The 19,548-nt window shown below is 35.7% G+C and carries 19 protein-coding genes; 8 read left to right on the top strand and 11 right to left on the bottom strand.

Features of this window, described 5'->3' with window-relative positions:
• Positions 1–118: 118 nt before the first annotated feature.
• The 8 genes from BMY56_RS01990 to BMY56_RS01955 form a co-directional block, all read right to left on the bottom strand.
• On the bottom strand, positions 119–1,018 hold the full coding sequence (locus tag BMY56_RS01990) for a sterol desaturase family protein (protein WP_091619209.1): 900 nt from the start codon (positions 1,016–1,018) through the stop codon (positions 119–121).
• A gap of 39 nt (positions 1,019–1,057) precedes the next feature.
• Positions 1,058–1,465: a VOC family protein gene (locus BMY56_RS01985; RefSeq protein WP_091619207.1), complete on the bottom strand. Its 408-nt coding sequence runs from the start codon at positions 1,463–1,465 to the stop codon at positions 1,058–1,060.
• A 51-nt stretch (positions 1,466–1,516) separates the two neighbouring features.
• Complete coding sequence (locus tag BMY56_RS01980) at positions 1,517–2,062, bottom strand: pyridoxamine 5'-phosphate oxidase family protein (protein WP_091619205.1); 546 nt, start codon at positions 2,060–2,062, stop codon at positions 1,517–1,519.
• A gap of 100 nt (positions 2,063–2,162) precedes the next feature.
• Entirely contained in the window at positions 2,163–2,606 is a 444-nt protein-coding gene (locus BMY56_RS01975; protein WP_091619203.1) for a hypothetical protein, read from the bottom strand.
• Positions 2,607–2,851: 245 nt separating this feature from the next.
• Positions 2,852–3,298, bottom strand: coding sequence for a nuclear transport factor 2 family protein (locus BMY56_RS01970; protein ID WP_091619201.1), 447 nt, complete (start codon positions 3,296–3,298; stop codon positions 2,852–2,854).
• A gap of 381 nt (positions 3,299–3,679) precedes the next feature.
• Positions 3,680–4,342 carry a CPBP family intramembrane glutamic endopeptidase gene (locus BMY56_RS01965; protein WP_177170906.1) on the bottom strand — a complete coding sequence of 221 codons (663 nt, stop codon included), beginning with the start codon at positions 4,340–4,342 and terminating at the stop codon, positions 3,680–3,682.
• Positions 4,343–4,467: 125 nt separating this feature from the next.
• Positions 4,468–5,304: a LytR/AlgR family response regulator transcription factor gene (locus tag BMY56_RS01960; protein WP_091619199.1), complete on the bottom strand. Its 837-nt coding sequence runs from the start codon at positions 5,302–5,304 to the stop codon at positions 4,468–4,470.
• A gap of 118 nt (positions 5,305–5,422) precedes the next feature.
• The gene (locus BMY56_RS01955) at positions 5,423–8,653 is read right to left on the bottom strand and encodes a S41 family peptidase (RefSeq protein ID WP_091619198.1); all 3,231 of its coding nucleotides are present in this window, start codon (positions 8,651–8,653) and stop codon (positions 5,423–5,425) included.
• Positions 8,654–8,810: 157 nt separating this feature from the next.
• Between BMY56_RS01955 and BMY56_RS01950 the strand changes: the two genes are divergently transcribed.
• Positions 8,811–9,407, top strand: coding sequence for a methyltransferase domain-containing protein (locus BMY56_RS01950; protein ID WP_177170905.1), 597 nt, complete (start codon positions 8,811–8,813; stop codon positions 9,405–9,407).
• Between the two features lie 21 nt (positions 9,408–9,428).
• Here the strand turns inward: BMY56_RS01950 and BMY56_RS01945 are convergent, their stop codons facing one another.
• Positions 9,429–10,466, bottom strand: a complete 1,038-nt coding sequence (locus tag BMY56_RS01945) for a glycoside hydrolase family 43 protein (RefSeq protein ID WP_218144542.1) — start codon at positions 10,464–10,466, stop codon at positions 9,429–9,431.
• Between the two features lie 211 nt (positions 10,467–10,677).
• On the opposite strand from BMY56_RS01945, the gene BMY56_RS01940 reads away from it, so the two are divergent.
• From BMY56_RS01940 to BMY56_RS01910, 7 genes are all read left to right on the top strand, one after another.
• The gene (locus tag BMY56_RS01940; RefSeq protein ID WP_245737118.1) at positions 10,678–13,914 is read left to right on the top strand and encodes a WD40/YVTN/BNR-like repeat-containing protein; all 3,237 of its coding nucleotides are present in this window, start codon (positions 10,678–10,680) and stop codon (positions 13,912–13,914) included.
• A gap of 18 nt (positions 13,915–13,932) precedes the next feature.
• A complete protein-coding gene (locus tag BMY56_RS01935) occupies positions 13,933–14,658 on the top strand; it encodes a DUF2490 domain-containing protein (protein WP_091619194.1) in 726 nt (241 codons plus the stop codon).
• Between the two features lie 28 nt (positions 14,659–14,686).
• On the top strand, positions 14,687–15,328 hold the full coding sequence (locus BMY56_RS01930) for a YceI family protein (protein ID WP_091619191.1): 642 nt from the start codon (positions 14,687–14,689) through the stop codon (positions 15,326–15,328).
• A gap of 150 nt (positions 15,329–15,478) precedes the next feature.
• Positions 15,479–16,066: a superoxide dismutase family protein gene (locus tag BMY56_RS01925; RefSeq protein ID WP_091619189.1), complete on the top strand. Its 588-nt coding sequence runs from the start codon at positions 15,479–15,481 to the stop codon at positions 16,064–16,066.
• A gap of 74 nt (positions 16,067–16,140) precedes the next feature.
• The gene (locus tag BMY56_RS01920) at positions 16,141–16,677 is read left to right on the top strand and encodes an RNA polymerase sigma factor (RefSeq protein WP_091619187.1); all 537 of its coding nucleotides are present in this window, start codon (positions 16,141–16,143) and stop codon (positions 16,675–16,677) included.
• A gap of 1 nt (position 16,678) precedes the next feature.
• On the top strand, positions 16,679–17,473 hold the full coding sequence (locus BMY56_RS01915; protein ID WP_091619185.1) for an anti-sigma factor: 795 nt from the start codon (positions 16,679–16,681) through the stop codon (positions 17,471–17,473).
• Between the two features lie 68 nt (positions 17,474–17,541).
• A complete protein-coding gene (locus BMY56_RS01910; protein WP_091619183.1) occupies positions 17,542–17,727 on the top strand; it encodes a hypothetical protein in 186 nt (61 codons plus the stop codon).
• Between the two features lie 14 nt (positions 17,728–17,741).
• Here BMY56_RS01910 and BMY56_RS01905 read toward each other — a convergent pair whose 3' ends face one another.
• Positions 17,742–18,791, bottom strand: a complete 1,050-nt coding sequence (locus tag BMY56_RS01905; protein WP_091619181.1) for a VOC family protein — start codon at positions 18,789–18,791, stop codon at positions 17,742–17,744.
• Positions 18,784–19,488, bottom strand: coding sequence for a glycosyltransferase (locus BMY56_RS01900; RefSeq protein WP_091619179.1), 705 nt, complete (start codon positions 19,486–19,488; stop codon positions 18,784–18,786). The genes BMY56_RS01905 and BMY56_RS01900 overlap by 8 nt, the downstream gene beginning before the upstream one ends.
• Between the last annotated feature and the right edge of the window lie 60 nt (positions 19,489–19,548).

Genomic DNA, 19,548 nt, shown 5'->3' with positions numbered 1-19,548 from the left:
CAGCAATTGCAAATAAACTTACTCCTAAAATGCCTATATAGGCTACAGTTTTATTACTAATTTTAAAAGATCGGTCGGTAATATTTCTTTTAGACGATACTATATTGTTTTTGTTACGCTACATTTCCATTTTGTTTTTCTCTTTCCATTCTCGCCTTAAATCTGAAGAAAGTACACTATTTCCATCATGTCGCCAACCTGGTGGTTTTATGAGATACTTAAACCTATTCACTACAGAAGTTTTAACCGTAATGAAATCTTTCAACATCATATACCACTCAGTAAAGGCAATTTTAAGGGGATTATAAGTATCTATATTTTTCACTAGACCGTAAACAGGTTTATCTACTTCGGGCTCGAAGGTGCCGAAAAACCTATCCCAAATGATAAAAATTCCCGCATGGTTTCTATCTAAGTATTGCGGATTCGTAGCATGATGAACCCTATGATGACTTGGCGTATTAAAAATGAGTTCGAACCATTTTGGCATTTTACGAATCATTTCAGTGTGAATCCAATATTGATATATTAAACTAACGGACATTTGAACCAATACCATAACCGGGTGAAAGCCTAAGATTATTAAAGGAGTCCAAAAGATAAACGTATAAAATCCACCAGACCACGTTTGCCTTAGTGCTGTACTTAAATTATATTTTTTTGAAGAATGATGCACTACATGGCTTGCCCAAAAAAATCGGCTCTCATGACTAATTCTATGAAACCAATAATAGCAAAAGTCTTCCGCAAAAAGTAATAATAACCAAGACCACCAAGCAAAAGGTATCTCGAACAGATGATAAAAATTATATAATAGATAAAATAAACCTAATGCTATGCCTTTAGTAACCAAGCCTATTGCAACATTACCCAAACCCATAAGAATAGAAGTGCCTGCATCTTTATACTCATAGTCTTCAAGCTTTATTTTTACCGTTAAAATCACCTCAAGGATTACGGTTGCTGCAAAAAAAGGAATGGCATAATGTATTAAATTGGGTATTTCTGGTACTTGCATATCAGGATATTATGTTCTTAGTTTTCCTAATTTACAAAACTAATCACTTCCATTTGTGGTATTAGGCTCTAATAGATCCCACATATTACCGTACAAATCTTTAAAAACGGCAACCATGCCGTATGGCATCTTTTCTGGTTCTCTACTAATTTTTATACCTCTTTCAACCATCTTATAATAATCTCTCCAAAAATCGTCGGTGTACAGAAATAGAAAAACCCTGCCACCAGTTTGGTTACCAACACGAGATTCCTGTTCTTCGCCGTCTGCTTTTGCTAAAACCAAAGAACATTCACTCGTACCTTGTGGCGCTACCACCACCCAACGTTTACCATCACCTAAATCAGTGTCTTCAACGAGTAAGAAGTCTAATTTTTTAGTATAAAATTCAATGGCTTTATTATAGTCATCTACTACTATGGCTATACGTGCTATGGCTTGCTTCAAGGTTTTACGTTATTTGATGAGAAGATATCGATTTAAAATATGGGCTGGCTTTTAATCTTCAAGAATATTGGTTTCAAAGCCATCTATACTTTGGGTATTTCTATTTTTCCAATAGTCTTCAATTTTGTCCTCTCCTTGTTTTACCGCCCAATTATTTAGTGTTGTTCGCTCCTCCTTAAAATCCATAAAGGGTACGGCAAAACCACACGAGGTTTGCACCAAATCTACTTTCATTTCAATTATTTGCCTAGCCCCAATATTTTCTGGAAACAAGTGAGATAAATCATTAAATGCGCTATCACGCTTATGGTATATTTTGGCTTTACCATACAGCCTTAATATCATTGGTTTTCCTTCAAACGCGCAGAACATGATGGTCATCCTAGTATTCTTCAACAAATGTGCGGCTGTTTCATTGCCGCTCCCTGTTAAATTCAACCATACGATTTTATTCTTATCGATTACCCTAAAAGAATCTGTGCCTTTAGGGGACACATTTACATTGCCTTCAGCTGCAGCTGTCCCTACAAAAAAAATCTTTTGCTCTCCAATGAATCTCATCAATTCAGGAGTAATAAATTCTAATTTCTTTCCCATTTTTATTGATTGGCAAGTGATTGGACTAATTTACAAAGCCTAAAATTGTTTTTACAAATCGGTAGTCATTTTTCCTGTTAAAATGGCAAGAGGTCAGAATCTAAACATTCAAATTATTGAAGTCTAAATTAATTGGTTTCTTATTTCCGTTAATCCATTCTCTTCTTGCTTTTTTAGAAAACAATACTTCATTACTATAGTATGCTGAAGTTGTACTTATATCAGCTTCCCTAGTTTTCAAGAATTCATTGATGGCGTTATCTATTTTATCATGAAAATTATAAGCAAGAAAATTTTTAGTAAGAGTCATCCAAAAAACTGTTAGAGTTTCGTGATAACCAGAAATTTCTGTGTTTGGAGTTCCAACAGATTCGTTATAGGCTTTTATATTTGTTCTCACTATTTTCAAGGCTTGCTCAAAAGTATAATGCCAATTATACCAAATTGCCACAATTATATGGGCCTCATGATTCCATTCTGGCTTATTTAAAGATGTGTTTTTAAATTTCAGAATTAGGTTTTCAATTTGTTGTTGAGAATACATTTTATTTTTTATTCATAAGAACCTTTTATTTATGAACAGTACGGTAGCAAACTAGCGTTTGATTTCCGCCATGCACTTAGCGAAATCTTTTGGTTTTGGTTTTGTTTTTTCTTTTTCTATCCAAAGAAAAATCTTTGGGATTTTTCGGACTTCATAAAAATAAGCAAACCCAGCGATTAAGTCCGAACCTCGTATTGTTTGAGGTTGTATTTAGCGAACGCTATTGTTTTACAAAACTCCTAGCCTTATTTATTTTTTCTAGTTATTTCCGATGATTGTCTGGCAATCAATTGCCAACTCTTACCTTTTCTAATCCAAACATTGGTAAACCTTCTTGGTATCCATTCCTCAAGGTTAGTTGTCAAATCCTCGGGCTGTTGTAACTCTTTTCCCATAACAATCGCGATATTCTGATTGAATGTAATTTTTTCTATTATTCTTTCAACAGCAGGAAATATATGACCACTTTTCATAAGTGAGACAATTTCTTTCGGTGTCACAATTTTTCCATTAGGATTGTTTACTACGTAATCCTTTGACCATATCTTTAATAATGAATTTGTGTCCCCCTTATCAAGTAATTCTGTCCAATGTTTTTCTAATCGTCTGATTTCTATTTCATCTTTTGATTGAGCAAATACTAGTGTAGTAATTAAAAGGAAACTAATTAAAACGAGATTAAAGGATTTCATAATTTAAATATTTTGGGTTAAAAAAATGGATATTTTTAAGTGACTGCCAACGGTTAGGCTAAGCGTAGTGCGGAGGCAAGGAAACTTTTCGTTTCCGTCTGCGCACGAAGCTAAAGCTTATTGTTTTGCTTTTTCTTTTTTTGTCCAAAGCTAAATCCATAAGATTTAGCGACATTATAAATATACGCAGACCTTTCGATTTTGCCCAAAAGCCCGCATTACGTTTAGCCATTGTTAGCTGCTGTGGTTTTGTCCGAGTAAGCAAGAAACATTGCGTTTTTAACACTAATTCCGTAACAAGTCCATCGGCGCAACTATTGCGCAAGAGTTAAATCCATTTAAGAAAAAAGTCTATCTGTTTAATGTTATCTCTTATTGTAGTTATGCCAAACCAAAGTAAAAACTCAAAATACCTAATGTGTTAAAAATACCATGTATGATAATCATAAACCACAAATCGTATTTGCGCATGTAGAATATTATAGATAAGAGTGCTCCGATGATTACTACAACAAGTTGACCTGTAATTCCTTGCTGCATGTGCATGTATCCGAAAAAACCACAAATTATTATAATATTAATAGCAAGACTGATTTTACTGTCTCCAAAGAATTTGACGAACTGTCGCATAAGATAACCTCGAAAAATAATTTCTTCTCCAAATCCCGCAGTAGCCCACACTATTAATAGCCAGACGATGGTGATTTCAAGGTTGCCTTCCAATTGGCTCATGCTTGAATAATCAATAGGAACCCCTGTTAACATCTCGATTCCAGGAACAACTGCAAAGACATAAAAAATAAAGAGGCAAAGTGAAACTAACGGAGCATGGAAAAGGAGATTTTTTGCATTAAAATTTACACGTTTAAATCCAAGCGCTGAAAATGGTTTTCCCTTGTATTCTATATAATTAGCTATAATTATGATAATAGAGATAATTATATTTTCAAAAGGTGTTCTGGTGATTGGCCCAAAGTACATTAAACCAATAATGGCAATGGTGACTAATGGAATTACTATTTGTCGTAAGGTCATCTTTTTCATCGTTTTTGATTTTAAATTCTAAGACGAAGTAATGAACTGGACTCCCCAAAACCCCTTTAAATAGTAATGTTTTTACTGAATGGTAGTAAATTGATAACTGGATGGTCGATATCTTTTAATTTATTTTATTGAAACCAAGTCATAAATGCTTTTCGTTTATAACGACTGATGTTGATTTCGGTAATCGCATCATTTTGAATAGAAGTTTTTAACGTAATCCGCAACTTGCCATTTGCAATCTTTTCAATTTGGTCTACCGAATCTTTATGAATGATAATTTGACGATTGACTCTAAAAAACAATTGGTCGTTTATTTTTTCTTCGAGTTCATTCAATGTAAAATCGGTGGTAATTGTGGTGCCATCATTTTGAACAGTATAGACAATTTTGTTTTCGCTATAAAAACATGCAATATTTTCGTAGGTAAGCTTGGTTATTTTAGCACCACTTTCAATAGTAATTTCATTATCTTTAATAGATAGCTTATATAAATTGTATACGTCTAGGGAATATGCTAACCCTATGAGAATAAAACTTAACAACAAGGTAATTAGCAATCCAATTAATAAATAATAGAATTCAGTTTCTCCACCCACAATTTTATTTAAAACAATTCCTAATGGAATATACATAATGGTAATATACCCAAGAGTAGAGACCATATACCATGAGATAGAAGCGATTTCAACTTTTTTAGAGAAATATTTTTTCCTGTAAAATTTAAAATTGAACTCTGCTATGATTCCAATAAGAATACACAAAGCAATAGTGGATAGAAAACCTTCTACAGGGAATCTATACGATTTGCCATCTGGGAAACTCTCGGGAGTTGATAGATGATTTACGACTAAAGAGAAAATTATAAATACAATTAATTTCTGAAACCAACTCCATCCAGAACTATGATTAAATTTAAGCGAACCTGTTGTTAATACATTCTCGGTTGGTTTTGAAGTACTCATTAATTAGAAGTTTCTATTGTAGTAAGATGTGTTTTTACCATTGTAGCTAACAATTGGATATAGTTACTAGTAACTATATCCTTATTTTATTTTTTAAAATTAAATTTTAAAAAGCACCCTACTCCACCTCCTTCATCAAAACCTCAATAGATTTCTCTAGTTGTTCATCGGTACCTTTTGCGATTAGCTCAGGTTGATTTTTAATCAAAATTTCTGGATTAGTTTCATTGTTCTCCATCCACTCCCCTGCTTTGTTCTTTGAGCTTACCGGTACAACACCCCAACGGCCACCATTCGGCAAGCTTTCCCATCCTGCCCAACTGCAAGTACCTGGTACCGGCATACCTACCGTTTTACCGATTTTTAAATCTACATAACCACTGGCGAAACATGATCCATCACTATACATCGATTCATTGAACATGGCCAAGGTTGGCTTTGTCCATCGTGAGGTTGGTTCACCACCTACTACCCTAGCCTCCGTTTCATACGATAGAAAGGGCACTCCGGTAAAGAACATCGCCAAATCGGCAACCAAATCACCCCCTCCATTAAAACGGGTATCTACGATGATTCCTTTTTTATCATTGAACTTACCTAACATTTCTTCATATATAGTACGATACGGACCATCGCTCATCCCAGGAATGTGCACATAACCTAATGTTCCATTACTCTTTGCTAAAACCTCTTTTTCATTGTTCTTCACCCAACGATCATATAACAAACTGCCTTCATCTCTAAGAGAAATAGGCTTTACCGTAATTTGCTTTCGCTTATTGTTTTCATCTACCATATCCAATAATGTAAAATCACCTTCTATACGATTTAAATAGAAAGCAGCATCCATAGTACTACCAATAGGTACTCCGTTAATTTTTTCAATAATCATACCTGGTTTCACATCAAAGCCAGATTTATCTAACGGGCCGCCCTTAATCACTTCCGTTATTTTTAATCCATCGCCATTGTGGGCATAATCAAAGAACACCCCTAAAGAGGCTGTCTTATCACCATTGTCAATGTTGTCTGAAAACCGCCCAGCAGCATGACTCACATTCAGTTCCCCCAACATTTCTGAAATCATTTCTGCAAATTCATAATCATTGCCAATATGAGGTAAATACTTTTCATATTCGGTACGCATTGCTTTCCAATCGATGCCATGAAAGGTAGAAGTATAGAATATACCATTGGTACGTAACCAAATATGGTCGAACATATATTTACGCTCTGCATCGGCATCTAACACCATTTCTGAATTTAATTTCACCGGCTCTGTCTTAGCAGCGGTTATATCGACCTTTGCAATTTTACCATCCGCCAATAGAAAGAGATTTTCCTTTTTAGCATCCCACTGTAAGTTCCCCTTTTTAGCATCTAATGAAATCAACATTTTAGTGCTTTTTGTACGTATTTCGGTTTCCCATAAATTAAGGTCCTTCTCAAAACGAGTCAGGTAGTATAATTTTTCTCCATCTTTAGAGAGTACGGCATCAGCCAATAATGAGGAGTGAATAGTTAGACGGGATTTTCTTCGTTCCACATCTTCCAAATCGAATTTCAATGGTTTTACTTCTGCCTCTTTCTTTTTATCGTCTTTCTTCTTTTTATCCACTGATTTGGCTTCATCCTTTTTTTCTTTGGCGGTCTCCTCTATCATTTTCAATAAATCATATTCGGCTTTCGAGTTATTGAATTTATCCCAAGAATCTTGATTTAAGAACATGCTATACACATCTAATTCTGACTTTCCACTGGTCGCATAACTTTTTAATCCGTCTCGATTTGAAAAGTATAGAATTTGATTGCCCTCATTTACCCATTTAGGAGAGCCATCGTAATAGCCGCCTTGCGTAAGATTTTTACGTTGTTTACCATCTTTCGAAATCAGTAACACCTCAGAATTACTTAAAGAAACTCCCCAATCTACCAAAAGCCAATTACTATCTGGGCTCCATTGAAAGTACTGATCACCGTCTTGCATATGTATAAGCTCATTAGGCGTCAATAAAGTGGTTATATCATTGGTTTTAAGATTCTTGACCTTTAACGTTCTTCTGCCTTCTATATAAGCAACATACGTGCTATCTGGTGAGAATTCTGGCAGGTATATATCTTCTTTTGATGTTACCAAAGTATCTTCTTTAAACACGGTTGCCGCAAAGAAATATGGTTCTTGTGAACGTACTTTTGAGGACTTAAAAATAGACCATTTACCATTTCGTTCACTGGCATAGGCAACCCCTTTACCATCGGGCATGAATTTCACAAAACGTTCTTGTTCGGGTGTATCGGTAATGCGTTTGGTGAGCGAACCATCGAAAGAGGTAACGAATACTTCCCCTCTACTTATAAAGGCTATCTCTTTACCATTTGGCGCAATATCCATTTCTTGAACTCCACCATTTACAGATACATATTTTATAGGATTACTGTCTTCTTGTGTTCTAATAATTATCTCCACTTTTTTGGCTTCTTCACCTGCTTCAAGTGTATAGATTTCACCATCATAGCCAAATGCTAATGTATTATTCCCGATACTCAGGGAACGTATTGGGTGTGTTTTGAAATTGGTTAGCGCCATAATTTTTGGCTCAGCCGTCAATGACATTGAAAAGACATTAAAAGAACCTTCTTGCTCACTTAAATAATAAATAGAACTGCCATCTTTTGAAAATACCGGGTTACGGTCTTCTCCATTAAAATTGGTTAATTTAATGTGCTTACCTGTGGCAGGTTCATATGACCAAATATCTCTTGTAATGGCAGAAGTATGGTGCTTTCTAAAGGTATCTTCATATCCTTTTTTATCATGATATACCATTTTAGTGCCATCGGTATTCACCTGAACATCTTCTGCAGGTACGGTCAACACTTGGTCTACACGACCACCATTCACAGGAACACTATACAATTCTGGTTGTGAATCGTCTGGGTATTGCCTATGCGCTACGGCATCTAAACGGTTTGCCCCAAAAAGTACCATCGTATCATCAGCAGAAAAACTGAAAGGAGTTTCATCGTTACTGTGATAGGTTAACCTGGTTGCCGGTCCGCCTTGGGCATCCATCACATACACATCAAAATTGCCATATCTATTAGAGCTAAAAGCTATTTTTCCGCCATTTTTACTCCACACAGGTGCATAATCATGCGCTGAATGAAACGTTAGCTGTTTTGCTACTCCGCCGTTAGCCAATACCGAAAAGAGATTTCCTTTATAGGTGAATGCAATTGTTTTGCCGTCTGGAGAAATAGAAGGGTATCGCGCCCATTTCGGATTTGTTTGTGCGGAACCGATAAAAGTTAGACATACTGTTAAAACGGTGAAAATCGAATATTTCATAAACTTATTTAGTTGGTGTTTAGTCGTTTCGAAAGATAATGATTTGGTTTCTTCGGTACAATTAATGTATTACCATTGGTTAGCATTTTTACATACGCTACCAAAACTCACTAAATCTGCATAAATTTACTATAGTTAAAAACCCAAAGAGAGCATTTTGAAGGAAGAACAGAACTATTGGACTCAACGTTACCAAAACCAACAAACAGGTTGGGATATTGGCTATGCCTCTACGCCCATAAAAGAATATGTTGACCAATTAAAAGATAAGTCCATCAAAATTTTGATACCAGGTGCAGGCAATGCCTATGAGGCCGAATATCTATGGAAAAAAGGATTTAACAATGTACATATTCTTGATATTTCTGATGTGCCTTTAAAAAAGTTCAAAGAGCGAAACCCAGATTTCCCCGATGCACACATTCATAAAGCTGATTTTTTCAAGTTTCAGGGTCAATACGATCTAATTATCGAACAGACCTTTTTCTGTTCATTCGTGCCTACGCATACGAAAAGAAAGGAGTATGCCAAACACATGGCAGAACTATTAAAACCAAAAGGAAAATTAGCGGGTGTTTGGTTCGACATTCCCTTAACAAGCGATATGGAAAAACGACCCTTTGGTGGAACTAAAGAATTGTATTCCAAATTTTTAAATCCATTTTTTGAAACGATCACTTTCGATCGCTGCTACAATTCAATTCCGCCAAGGCAAGGCAATGAGTTATATGGGATTTTTAAAAAAATGAGTTGAGTATTTCATACCTATTTAGGATTAAAGTGGCCTTGCCTCTACCCCTTCATTGGTAATTTGAACTGGCTTTATTGAGCCATCATTTCTAAATTCTAATTTATCCATACAAGTTACTCGATGATCTCTACCTTCATTAGGAATCGGTCTTCTATGATACACAATGATCCATTCATCAGAATTAGGAACATTGATAACAGAATGATGACCGGCACCAGTGGCAATTTCGGGGTCAGATTCTAAAATGGTCCCCATTTCTTTATAAGGTCCAGAAATATTATCGGCCATGGCATAGGCTACTTTATACGAATTGTCGGTCCAATTTCCTTCAGACCACATAAAATAATATGTTCCATTTCTTATAAATACAAAAGGGCCTTCTACATAACCTTCGGGTGTAATCTCCTTAAATAAAGATCCATCATCCCAAGGTGTAATTCCTGTAAAATTAGCATTCAACTTGCCCAAATTACAGTGGCCCCAACCACCATAAAATATATAGAAAGTACCGTCAACATCCTTAAAAACAAATTGGTCGATTGGCTGGGCATCATTATGAAAATCGGAAATTAAAGGCTTTCCTAAATAATCCTTAAAAGGTCCTCCCGGGGAATCGGCAACGGCAATACCAATGCCACCATAATGGTTAATATCGTTATTGGGGTCGAACGAATCTCGGCCCGGTCGCTGAATATCATTGGCTCCAAAAAACAAGTAATACTTGTCTTCTTTTTTAATAATAGATGGTGCCCATAACGCTTGTCGTACCCATTTTATCTTAGTAGTGTCCAAAATACGTTCATGTTTGGTCCAATTCACCAAATCGGGACTAGAAAAGGCATCAAAAAATAGTTGCTTTTCGTAAGCATCTGAATATGTCGGGTATACCCAATAATTATCTTCAAACACCGCCGCCTCTGGATCTGCATACCAACCATTGAAAATAGGGTTGCCAGATTTCTCCAAAACTTTTACTACAGGTGGTGTCTTTTTCTCAGTTTTACAGGAAACTACGACCAATGTAAATAACAACAATCCAATAACATTGACTTTAAAGCTCATAAACATTCATTTTTTCAAAAGTAAAATAATATTATATATATTTAATTTTATCATTCTTTAATTCTAAAAACCTGATTGCCAATCAACTTCGGTGTGTTGATTGCATTCTAGTTACGCCAAATCAGTTTTTGTATCCTTGTCTTAACACCACTTTAAGAAATCTACCCATCCTTTTCTAGTATATTTAAGCACATAACTAACAAACCAAAAAATGACAAGAAGTTTACTCTCCCTATTGGTGCTTTTCGCATCGTTTTTCGTAACCGCCCAAGAATTTAAAATGGACCTAGTTCAGGACCTGAAACCCCGAAACATTGGTCCTGGTGGCATGAGCGGTCGTGTAACGGCTATTGATGTGGTAAATGACAATCCTGATATTATGTATGTAGGTACCGCTTCTGGCGGATTATGGAAATCTACTTCTGGTGGTATAAAATGGGATCCAATTTTCGATAAAGAAGTTACCGCTTCAATCGGTGCAGTTGCCATTCAACAAAGTAATCCGTCCGTAATCTGGGCAGGTACAGGTGAAGGTAATCCTAGAAATAGTTTAAATGGTGGCTACGGCGTGTACAAATCGTTAGATGGCGGTAAAACTTGGAAATCGATGGGTCTAGAAAAGACAAGACACATTCACCGTATAAAAATCGACCCAATGAACCCAAACACCGTTTATGTTGGAGCTATTGGATCCCCTTGGGGCGAACATCCTGAACGTGGAGTCTTTAAAACTACCGATGGTGGCGAAACTTGGGAAAAAATACTTTTTGTAAATAATAAAACGGGGGTTGCAGACCTTATTATGGACCCCACCAATCCGAACAAATTAATAGCTGCTATGTGGGAACACAAGCGTGATCCATGGTTCTTTAACTCTGGTGGTTCAGGTAGTGGTTTATATATGACCCATGACGGTGGCAAGAATTGGAAAAAATTGACCGAAGAAGATGGCTTGCCCAAAGGTGACCTAGGTAGAATCGGTATTGCCATAGCTCCTGGAAAACCTAATATTGTTTATGCTTTAATTGAGGCCAAAAAGAACGCGCTATATAAATCTGAAGATGGTGGTTTTAAATGGGAAAAAATTAATGACAAAGATGATATTGGTAACAGACCTTTTTATTATTCTGAAATCTATGTAGATCCTGAAAATGAAAATAGGGTTTTTTCTGTTTTCACTTACGTTAACGTATCACAAGATGGAGGAAAAAACTTCTCTGAATTAATGCCTGCCTATGGCGTGGATAACGGGGTACACCCAGACCACCATGCGTTTTGGATTCACCCAGAAAATGGTCAATTTATGATGGATGGTAATGATGGTGGACTCAACATTTCTAAAGATGGTGGAAAAACATGGCGATTTATCGGTAACCTTCCTGTTGCCCAATTTTATCACATAGCTACGGATAACGAATATCCTTATAATGTATATGGGGGAATGCAAGACAATGGCTCTTGGAGAGGCCCTGCCTATGTATGGAAGGCACAAGGTATTCGAAACAGCTACTGGCAAGAAATCAGTTTCGGTGACGGGTTCGATGTAGTGCCCGACCCAGTAGATTCTAGATATGGTTACACGATGAGCCAACAAGGCTACGTACAACGTTTTGATTATCTAACAGGCGATAATTACATTGTGCGCCCTACTCCACCAGATGCTACTACGGAACTCCGTTTTAACTGGAATTCGGCCATTAGCCAAGATCCTTTTGATAACAGTACCATATATTTTGGTAGTCAGTTCGTGCATAAAAGTTCGGATAAAGGATTATCATGGAAGGTGATTTCTCCAGATTTGACCACTAACGACCCAGAAAAGCAAAAACAAAGCGAAAGCGGTGGTCTTTCTATGGATGCCACAGGGGCAGAAAACCATACCACCATATTGGTCATAGAACCATCTACGGTTGAAAAGGATATGCTTTGGACAGGGTCTGATGACGGTCGCGTACACTATACCCAAAATGGTGGCCAAACTTGGACAGAAGTAACCGCCAATATTAAAGGGTTGCCAAAAGGAAGCTGGATTCCACAAATAAAAGCATCTACACGTAATAAAGGCGAAGCACTTTTAATTGCCAATGATTACAGAAGATTTAACTATACCCCATTTGCATATCGAACCAAAGACTACGGTAAAACGTGGACAAGAATTGTTGATGCTACTGATGTTAAAAGCTACGCGCTTTCGATTATTGAAGACCCCGAGAATCCGAATTTAGTATTCTTGGGTACTGATGACGGATTGTATATTTCTTTTAATGCCGGGGAAAAATGGCAAAAATGGACGGAAGGTTTTCCAACTGTTTCTACCAAAGATTTAGCAATTCACCCTAGGGAACATGATTTGGTTATTGGCACGTTTGGTAGAGCTGCTTGGGTATTAGACGATATTCGTCCGTTACGCGCATTGGCATCGGATAAAACTATTCTAAATAAAGACATTGAATTATTCACTCCGCCAACCGCTTATCAAGCTTCTTACCAACAACCAACAGGAAGCCGTTTTGGTGGTGATGCTTTGTACCAAGGAGAGAACAGAAAATCGGGCGCTATGATTACGTATTACCTTAAAGAGGGTAAGAAGGATACCAAAAAAGAAAAAGATGCTGACGACAAAAAAGAGGATGCCGCCGAAGATAGTTCTGAAGAAAAAACAGAAAAAGTTGAATTAACGGGAGTTCAAAAGAAAGATTCTGTACAATTTGATTTTTATGAAGGAGATAGACTAATTCGCACTTTAAAATATAAGACTCCAGAAAAAGCCGGGTTCCATAGAATTTTCTGGGGAATGGATGAAAAAGGAGCCGATAGGCCTACAAGAAAAGTTCAGACTAAAAAGAACGAATCTGGTGGTGTAGATGTGCAACCTGGGAAGTACACCATAAAAATGCTTTATGGAGATTTAACAGAAGAAACTCAAATTACCATAAAATCTGACCCGCGTTTAGATGTATCTACAACAGGTATTAAAGAAGCATATGTAAACGGAAAGGTTTTAGAATCATACATGCAAAAAGCTGCTGATGCTGTACAGCAATTAGCGCAAAGTAAAGAGACAGCTGAACAATTTCAAAAAGACTTGAAAAAGAAGGATGAGAAAAAGTTTAAAGAACAGATTGATGCATCAAAGGAGATTGTGAAGAAAATAGATTCTGTTACTGCCATTTTTATGGGTAAAGACGATAAACGTCAAGGAATTACACGTAATAAAGAAATGACCGTTATGCAGCGTTTACAAATAGCCAGAGGTTATGTTGGTTCGCGAAAAACAGGTATGACAGTTACCGAAAAACAATTAATGCAATTTGCAAAAGATGATTTAGAATCAGCTTTAGAGAAAACTAATTCGTTCTTTTCTACAGATTGGAATTCGTATCAAACATCGATGGAAAGTTTAGAACTATCACCGTTTAAAGAGACGGAAGTTTTTAAATTAAACTAATACACAAGAGGACAAATAATGAGGAAGGTTTTTTTCTTAGTAGTAGTATTTACTACAATATTTACTACAAATGCCCAAAACGAAGTAACAGGTGAAGATGAATTAGGTAGTTGGTTTATGTATTTTGGCACCAATAAGATAGCCGATAATTGGAGCCTACATACCGAAGCACAGTTTAGATACTATGAAATAGCATCGAACTTTAATCAACTGTTATTGAGAACGGGTGTTAACTATCACATTAACCCAGATGCTATTGTAACATTGGGTTATGGTTTTATAGAAACTGACCCGAGCTATACGGAGTTTGATATTATTGCTGGTGATATTTTGATTTCCAATAATTCTATTTCTGAGCACCGGCTTTTTGAACAGTTTATACTAAAGAATAAAGTCTGGGAATTTAAATTTGAACACCGATATCGATTGGAACAACGCTTTGTGCAAAATAATTACACTGGTACAAGCAATACCTTACACCGAGCTAGATATAGACTTCAAATGACCGTTCCGTTAACAGATATTTTCTTTCTGAACTTTTACGATGAAATTTTTATCAATCTTCAAAATGAAGCATTTGGCCAAAATCGTTTGTATGCGGCCATTGGCGTTAATGTCACCGATAACTTAAGTATGCAATTCGGCTATTTAAAAAATCATTTTAGAAATACTGATTTTGACCGTTTGCAAGTTGGGCTGTTTTATAACCCCGATTTAAGAGGCATTTTTAAAAAGAAGGAGTAACTTTATTTTATAAACAAAACACCTTATCATGAAAAAAATAGCTTTTACTTTCGCTAGTGCATTATTAATTTTTTTTATTAGTTGTAAAGAGGCAAAAAAAGGTCAAGAATCAACTAATCTTGAAGCGACAAGTGAGTCCTCTGAAATGTTCAGTATTGTGCAAGATTCAACAAAAGTGAGTTTTACTGCCTATAAGACAACAGACAAGGTTCCTGTTGGTGGAAAATTCGAGAAAATAAATTTCACGAAAACCAGTAGTGGCGATACGGCTATGGATGCCTTAAACGGTACAGAATTCAGTATACCTGTAAGTAGCTTATTTACTAATGATGCTACAGGAACCAGAGATCCGAAAATTTTGGAATTTTTCTTCGGAGTGATGAAAAATACTGAATTGATATCAGGTGTATTCAAAGTTGAAAACGACAAAAGTTCTATTGACATTACCTTAAATGGCGAAACACAGAATATTCCACTTTCATACGAGATGGATGGAGATACTAAAATTACTTTTAGTGGTATTATGAACCTTGAAAACTGGAATGCAATGGATGCTGTAGCGTCTATTAATAAAGCGTGCGAAGTTTTACACACTGGTAAAGATGGGATAAGTAAAACTTGGAGCGAAGTCGCTTTACAAGCAGAAGTTTTACTTCAAAAAAACAACTAACTTTGTAAATCAAGTTTTTAATAAGGAAGGAGTTTTATTTACAGTTCATTTTTAACTTTAAGCATTTAAAGAATAACGTATATCAATAGTTCATTTGAAATTAGCAGTTTAAATGATTAATTTGAATTATAATTAACAAATACATACACAATGAAAAATATTAAAATATTAGTTCTTGCTCTAACGGTGGTAGGTTTTTACAACTGCAAAGATGCAAAGAAGGAAGCAGACAAAGTGAATACCGAGATGGATAGCGAAATGGAAAAAGTAGCAGAAGTAGTTACGACGAATCGTATTTCTATGCTAATGGAACCGAAAAGTGATAGTGAGGTATCTGGAGAAGTAAGTTTCGTTGAGAACGATGGAATAGTTACCATGACCGCTACATTTACTGGACTTACAGAAGGTGAACATGCTATTCATATTCACCAAACTGCAGATTGCTCTGCAGCAGATGGTTCATCAACTGGTGGGCATTGGAACCCAACAAATGAGCCACATGGTAAATGGGGTGATGCAAAAGGATATCATAAGGGAGATATCGGTAATTTTACGGCAGAATCTGATGGTACTGCTACTGTTGAATTTTCTACTGACCAATGGTGTATTGGTTGTGATGATGAGAACAAAAATATAGTTGGAAAAGGACTTATTGTACACCAAGGAGCCGATGATTTCACTTCACAACCAAGCGGAGCTGCCGGTGCGCGAATTAGTTGTGCGGGTTTAATTCAATAGGATTAAAAATATATTCTATAAAAGCTGTTCTAAAAACAGCTTTTTTTATTTTTAACTGACTATAAATTTTCCATATGCAATTAGACCTATTGGTTGAACAATTCAAAAAGAAAGACCCTTCAGCTTTTGAGAAGTTATATGGCATGTATGCCGATAACATCTGTGGTGTTATCAATACCATTGTAAAAAATGATAGTATTGCCCAAGAAATCTGTCAAGATGTATTTATAAAAATCTGGAACAATTCTGAAAGCTACAACTCATCTAAAGGAAGATTTTTTACATGGATTCTGAATATCGCAAGAAATGCCGCCATCGACGAAATACGCAGTAGGTCGTATAAAAATGAAAAAAAGAACCTTTCGGCCGATTACTTCGTAGGTATTTTGCAGAACAAGGAAGAAGAGGAAAGTTCTAATGTAGATACGAATGGATTGAGGAATCTTGTTAAAAATCTAAAAGAAAAATGTGTTCAGATCATTGAACTATTATATTTTAGAGGATACACTCAAAAAGACGCTGCAGAAGAATTAGATATTCCTATAGGAACGGTGAAAACACGTAATAGAAGTTGCATTTCCCAATTAAGGGAGAATATGGAAAGTAAGTAGCATGGATGTACAAGAATACATAGCATCAGGAATTTTAGAGCTCTATATAGCTGGTATACTTTCAGATAAGGAAAATCTGGAAATAGCTAACTATGCAAAAGAATATCCAGAAATACAGAAAGAAATTGAAGCTATAGAAGCTTCTATTTTAACTTTGTCTAAAAAAGCTTCGCCAGGTTTAAAGTATTCCTTTAAATCTATCATGGACAGAATCAATAATGATGTTAAAATCATTTCAATCAATGATAAACGAGGTGTACCAATATCAACTTATGTTGGTTGGGCAGCTTCGGTTTTACTGGCAATTGGCATGTTCTGGCTGTATCAGCAAAATCAAGAATTAAAATCTGAAATTCAAGTTGTAGAACAACAAAATTTTAATTTAGAGCAGGAGATAGCTGATTCAGATTCTTCATTAGAAAAAACGCAGGAACTTTTAAGTTCTATTAGAGATAAGAATATAAGCGTTGTACCATTAGGTGGTCAAGATATTTCACCTACTTCTTATGCTAAAGCGTATTGGAACAAAGAAAATAAAAAAGTATTTATAGATGCCAAGGGATTACCTGAACCTCCAGATGGTTTTGTTTATCAGGTCTGGTCTTTGAAACTTTCACCGCTTACCCCTACCAGTATGGGGCTACTTGAGAATTTTGATATGGATGAGAACAAAATATTCGCCCTTAACAATCCTAATGAATCTGAAGCATTCGGTATTACTTTAGAACCAGCAGGTGGTAGTGAATCACCAACATTAGAGCAATTATATACGCTAGGTGTAGTATCTGCCTCCTAGAGAATAAAAATTTATAGTATACATGGACAGTTTTGAAAACTGTCCATTTTTTTTATTATTTTTCGTACATGGATTTAAAGAAACTTTTTGGCACCGCTTTGACCTTGTTAGGTATTGGCGGACTTATTTACACAGCTATATTATTTGGCAACAGTTCAGGAACCACGAAACAACTTATTGTTTATGGTGTGCTTGGCGCCATCTTTTTCTTTTCTGGCATAGGGCTAATTAGAACTACTAGTAAAAGTTCATAGAAATTTTTAAAGACCTAAAGGTCTTTCTTTACTTTATGCAGACTTAGGCTTTTCACCAACCATTTTGGTAAAGTTTTTCGTGGATTTCTATTTTTAAGGTTTAGAAATAAACCTAAAGATTTTAGAATGGGTACTTTATGCGTTTCTACCAACTCTATTAACGTACCATCGGGATCTTCAATATAACTGAAATGTCCTGCGGCATCGCCCATATCAAAACTATTAGAACTATCTACAGTAAAAGAATGCTTCATCCTTCTTGCCTTTTCCCTAATACTGGCCATACCGTAAATATCAAAGCAAAGGTGAATATATCCTAAATCACCCCAAAGTCTATCTTTAAAAATTTTTACAGGAACGCTTTCCATAACCTGAATTAATTCTAAATGAGTAGGTCCGAGTAAATCTCCGAAACCACCGACGTGTTTACGTTCTTGTTTTAATATTACTTTTCTAAATCGATTCCTAGAATTTTGGTTTAATGTTTCTATACCGTCGTAAAGAACAACCGTATAATCTAACATATTTTTATAAAAATCCACAGAACTTTCCATATTACTTACACCAATGACCGCTCCCATTACTCCACCATTATAAGTAGGTTGAGCACTAAACACATAACTATCTTCTACCATTTGCACCTTGTTACCAAATGGGTCATCAAAATAAAAGCTTGAATTATACTTATCTGAGATTATAACTTCAGATAAATTATCGACCATCAACTGCTTTAGATATGCATGCATATCATAGAGATTCTTACATCTAATTTTCATAGCATAAATACCTAAGTCGCCAAACTTGATAGGTATTTTAGATGCAGAGGGAATACGGTCTTTAAACTGCCAAATTTCAAGTCCGCCACCACCAACCATATTCAACGACAAATAGGCATCTCTTCTTTCTGCCTTACCATTGGTGTATTTGGTCATTAATGAAGCGACTGCCTCATCTTCAAAAAGTAAAATATCAAAACCTAAATGTTTTCTATACCAGTTAAAGACTTTTTTGACATCTTGAACTCCAATCCCAATTTGCTGAATTCCATTAATTATTTCAACCATTATATGGGGTCCGTATCAATTTATTATGAAGGGTTTTTAACTTATCACCTGGGCAACCAAGTTTAAATAGAATTACCAAAAGAAGGTTAGATAGATTAACCCGAAGGTATGAATTGCACTCATACTTACGTGCAGATACTAAAAGGTCATTTTTAACAATGGTATAAGAAACTTTCTGTTTTTTCATTCTACTGAAAAATTCAAAATCTTCCATTAAAACTTGATCTTCATTAAACCCACCTAATTCATTAAAACTATCTTTCTTAATAAAAAGACATTGGTCTCCGCCACCGGTAAACAATCCGTCCTTGGCAGTAAAAGAAGCATTTATACGTAAATACCATGTATCCTTATCAAACCGGTAAGAGAAAAATCCTGCATCATATCCGTTTTGTAAACTATGCAGAATATCATTAATAAACCCTGTTGGCGGTACTACATCGGCATGTAAAAAAACAAATATACGACCCAATGCTATTGTAGATGCCTCGTTCATTTGTGCTGCCCTTCCTTTATTTTTGCATCGTACTATTTTAACTTTAGGAATATTGTCTAGCAAATTCACCATGTCCGAATTCATAGGTGAAACGGCAACTATAATTTCTAATAGCTTGTCATGCTCTAAAAAACAGCCAACTTTAAAGAGTTGTTGCAAGTTTTTAAATTCATTATGCACTGGTATTATAATACTAATCATAGCAATAGGCAAGGCGTAGTTAATAAAAAGTAAAAACTACGACCCAAATAATATTTAGGT

The organism is Maribacter orientalis (genome assembly GCF_900109345.1).
In the GTDB taxonomy this organism is placed as follows: domain Bacteria; phylum Bacteroidota; class Bacteroidia; order Flavobacteriales; family Flavobacteriaceae; genus Maribacter; species Maribacter orientalis.
This window is presented reverse-complemented; position numbering and strand designations above follow the sequence as displayed.

What these genes read in the sequence shown, in the direction of transcription:
- BMY56_RS01905 (WP_091619181.1), bottom strand. Translation starts at nt 18,791, where the DNA reads ATGGTTGAAATAATTAATGGAATTCAGCAAATTGGGATTGGAGTTCAA.
- BMY56_RS01900 (WP_091619179.1), bottom strand. Translation starts at nt 19,488, where the DNA reads ATGATTAGTATTATAATACCAGTGCATAATGAATTTAAAAACTTGCAA.
- BMY56_RS01945 (WP_218144542.1), bottom strand. Translation starts at nt 10,466, where the DNA reads ATGAGCTTTAAAGTCAATGTTATTGGATTGTTGTTATTTACATTGGTC.
- BMY56_RS01910 (WP_091619183.1), top strand. Translation starts at nt 17,542, where the DNA reads ATGGATTTAAAGAAACTTTTTGGCACCGCTTTGACCTTGTTAGGTATT.
- BMY56_RS01940 (WP_245737118.1), top strand. Translation starts at nt 10,678, where the DNA reads ATGACAAGAAGTTTACTCTCCCTATTGGTGCTTTTCGCATCGTTTTTC.
- BMY56_RS01935 (WP_091619194.1), top strand. Translation starts at nt 13,933, where the DNA reads ATGAGGAAGGTTTTTTTCTTAGTAGTAGTATTTACTACAATATTTACT.
- BMY56_RS01915 (WP_091619185.1), top strand. Translation starts at nt 16,679, where the DNA reads ATGGATGTACAAGAATACATAGCATCAGGAATTTTAGAGCTCTATATA.
- BMY56_RS01980 (WP_091619205.1), bottom strand. Translation starts at nt 2,062, where the DNA reads ATGGGAAAGAAATTAGAATTTATTACTCCTGAATTGATGAGATTCATT.
- BMY56_RS01990 (WP_091619209.1), bottom strand. Translation starts at nt 1,018, where the DNA reads ATGCAAGTACCAGAAATACCCAATTTAATACATTATGCCATTCCTTTT.
- BMY56_RS01970 (WP_091619201.1), bottom strand. Translation starts at nt 3,298, where the DNA reads ATGAAATCCTTTAATCTCGTTTTAATTAGTTTCCTTTTAATTACTACA.
- BMY56_RS01955 (WP_091619198.1), bottom strand. Translation starts at nt 8,653, where the DNA reads ATGAAATATTCGATTTTCACCGTTTTAACAGTATGTCTAACTTTTATC.
- BMY56_RS01975 (WP_091619203.1), bottom strand. Translation starts at nt 2,606, where the DNA reads ATGTATTCTCAACAACAAATTGAAAACCTAATTCTGAAATTTAAAAAC.
- BMY56_RS01960 (WP_091619199.1), bottom strand. Translation starts at nt 5,304, where the DNA reads ATGAGTACTTCAAAACCAACCGAGAATGTATTAACAACAGGTTCGCTT.
- BMY56_RS01920 (WP_091619187.1), top strand. Translation starts at nt 16,141, where the DNA reads ATGCAATTAGACCTATTGGTTGAACAATTCAAAAAGAAAGACCCTTCA.
- BMY56_RS01925 (WP_091619189.1), top strand. Translation starts at nt 15,479, where the DNA reads ATGAAAAATATTAAAATATTAGTTCTTGCTCTAACGGTGGTAGGTTTT.
- BMY56_RS01965 (WP_177170906.1), bottom strand. Translation starts at nt 4,342, where the DNA reads ATGAAAAAGATGACCTTACGACAAATAGTAATTCCATTAGTCACCATT.
- BMY56_RS01930 (WP_091619191.1), top strand. Translation starts at nt 14,687, where the DNA reads ATGAAAAAAATAGCTTTTACTTTCGCTAGTGCATTATTAATTTTTTTT.